Annotated in this window: 3 protein-coding genes and 1 pseudogene; all 4 read right to left on the minus strand. The window is 34.3% G+C overall.

What is annotated here, in order from left to right; all coding sequences use genetic code 11:
* Positions 1-97: 97 nt before the first annotated feature.
* Positions 98-745: a cupin domain-containing protein gene (locus tag RQ907_RS08345; protein ID WP_311492910.1), complete on the minus strand. Its 648-nt coding sequence runs from the start codon at positions 743-745 to the stop codon at positions 98-100.
* Entirely contained in the window at positions 732-1,550 is an 819-nt protein-coding gene (locus tag RQ907_RS08350) for an ABC transporter ATP-binding protein (RefSeq protein ID WP_311492911.1), read from the minus strand. The genes RQ907_RS08345 and RQ907_RS08350 overlap by 14 nt, the downstream gene beginning before the upstream one ends.
* Positions 1,537-2,565, minus strand: coding sequence for an iron ABC transporter permease (locus tag RQ907_RS08355; protein WP_311492912.1), 1,029 nt, complete (start codon positions 2,563-2,565; stop codon positions 1,537-1,539). Before RQ907_RS08355 ends, RQ907_RS08350 begins: the two co-directional genes overlap by 14 nt.
* Positions 2,562-2,837: pseudogene (locus RQ907_RS08360) on the minus strand (ABC transporter substrate-binding protein); the annotation flags it as partial. The pseudogene RQ907_RS08360 and the gene RQ907_RS08355, both read right to left, overlap by 4 nt.

The following is a 2,837-nucleotide window of genomic DNA, read 5'->3' on the forward strand; positions in this document are numbered from 1 at the left end:
GGCCAGCCGACCAAAGAAAACTCCTAGCCAACAAAGGCATTCAACTCTTATAAAAATAAAAGACCTTGATGATAAAAAAATCATTCAAGGTCTTTTCTTATTTTTCTATAGATAAGATTAATAACATCTTAAATCTAGTAATTGCACTTACATTATGGATTACATTTGCAGGGAAAACTAATTGTTCACCAGCCTCAATCTCAACTTCCTTATCTCCAACAAGAAGCTTTGCCCTTCCCTCGAGTGCCATTACAAGAGCATCTCCAGGAGCCTTGTGAGCTTTCAGACCCTCTCCTGCATCAAAAGCCATCATCACCACCCTAAAATCATCTTTTGAAACAAGGTCAATATTGGCTATAGCTCCGTCAATATAATCCAAATAGTCAACTAATTTTATTTTCTGTCCCTTATCGATATTTTTCATCTCTTCCTCCTTTAGATTGATTCCTATTTCTAAAAAAATACTTTCCTTATCTGACTCAATGCCGAAAAGCCTATTTTTTTCGAAAAATATTAATTCATTATTAACAAGTTTTTCATTATTAAAGTTAATTTCGCCTTTTAAAACAAGATATATCCTCTCTTGGCCATAAAATTCTGGGGAAATACTTGTATTTTGGCCAAGACTCATAAGCAGAATATGAAAATCTTCCAAATCTATAAGTTTCTTGCTTATAGTTTGGTTTTCTCTTGTAGGTATCATCTCTTCTGCTCTTAAGATTATTCCCTTACTAATATTTTTCATTTTTATCTCCCACTATACTAATCGGAATAATAGTATTATAGTCTTTTTCATCTTTTTTTATTTTTTCAAGTATAACTTCTACCCCAAATGCTTCCCTTATATTTTCCTTAGAGATAATATCTGATGTTTTACCAATTTTATACCTGGCATCTTTCATTAAAAGCAAACACTTATCTGCTATTTCAAGAGCGTGAGCCGGATAATGGGTATTTATGATAACGCTAATATTTTCTTTTTTGGATAAGGTTTTGATTAAGGAAATTATTTTAAGTTGGTTTTTAAAATCAAGGCCGCTTTCCGGTTCATCTAATATAATTAGACTTGGGTCTGAAATCAAAGCTCTAGCTATGAGAACCATCTGGAGCTCTCCCCCGCTCATTACTGAGCAAGACTTATCCTTAAGCCTTTCTATAGCTAAGCTTTTCATAATATTGTTTGCCTTCTCATATTCTCTTTCACCTGGTTTTGCAAAAGGTCCAAGCTTGCTGGCAAGGCCTAGGACTACCATATCTATACCAGAATATTCAAAAGAAAATGATCTTTTTTGAGGAACGTATGATATATTAGACCATAATTCCCTTCGGCTGTAGCTTATAATATCCTTGCCGTCCAAATAACTTTTACCCAATTTCCATTTTTCAAAATCACATATACATCTTATGAGGCTTGTCTTACCTACACCATTAGGTCCTAAAATAGATAAAACCTCTCCTTGATCAAGGCAAAAAGATAAATTTTTAAATAATACATGATTTTCATCATAATAAAATCCTGCATCTTTAACTTCTAATTTAATTGAAACCACCCCCAGTTTTTCTAATTAGGCTTATAAAAATTGGAGCACCTATAATTGCTGTTAGTACTGAAATAGGTAGTTCTATTACAGAAATTGTCCTAGACAAGGCTTCTATCAATACCATCAGACTTGCTCCCAAGGATATACTAAAGGGTAGGGTGTGGGTATTGTTTGCTCCTACCATCATCCTTGCCATGTGGGGAATTATCAAACCAATCCAACCAACTTGGCCACACATTGATATGGATGATGCAGTTATAAGTGTAGAAGCAAATATAAAAACGAGTCTGGTTTTTCTGACATCTACTCCTAAACTTTTTGCTTCATCTTCTGATAGGCTCATAATATTTAACCTAAATATCAAAAGCCTTATTAAAATAATTCCAAAAATTATTAAGGGTGCTGAAAGAATCAAGTTTTTATAAGATGATCTTGCAAAAGAACCCATAAGCCAATAGCTAATTGCTGGCAACTTGTCTGTTGGATCTGCTGTGTATTTTAATAAGGATGCGAGGGCGTTTGATAAGGAAGAAACTACCAGACCTGCCAAGATAAGCATTATTGTTGATGACCTAGTCCTAGTCTTGCCGATGTAAAGGGTAAAGACAACTCCAACCAATCCAAAAACTAAAGCAAATACTTGAATAGATAGGGTTGAAAGTGATAGGAGTATGCCGATTATAGCCCCAAGGCTTGCAGCTGAACTAACGCCTAAAATATCTGGAGTTGCCAAGGGGTTTGAAAAAACCCCTTGAAAGGCAAGACCAGCTGTGGCAAGACCCGCTCCTACTACAAGACCAGTTATAATTCTTGGTAATCTTACATTTATTATCACTGATTCAAGCATGGGATCAAAGTCTCTACCAGATATATAAGCGCCAAAAAAATCTATAATCTGCCCCAGGCTAAGTGGCATCCTACCTATGATAAGCGCCAAAATACTTATTAATATGGGTAGACTTATGAGTATTATATATGAGCTTAATTTTATTTTTTTATCTTTGATAAAGATTTCTTTAATCATATATCAAACATATCCTTGATTTGTTCATCATTTAATTCGTATCCATACCATTTTTGATAATAATCTTTAATCATAGACTTAAGGTCATAGTCCTTAAATTCTTCAGGATAGGTTGATTTTGCAAGCCAAGCTAGGACTAGTGGTCCGTCTGGATTTGGTGTAAACCAATTCCACATGCCAAGCTTTGTGTTATAAACTTTCTTATCCTTAACTGCTTTCATATTTGAAAAATCGAAACCTTCTACTGAGTTTGCATATACATCTTTTGTTGT

Source organism: uncultured Anaerococcus sp. (assembly GCF_963510575.1).
In the GTDB taxonomy this organism is placed as follows: Bacteria; Bacillota; Clostridia; order Tissierellales; family Peptoniphilaceae; genus Anaerococcus.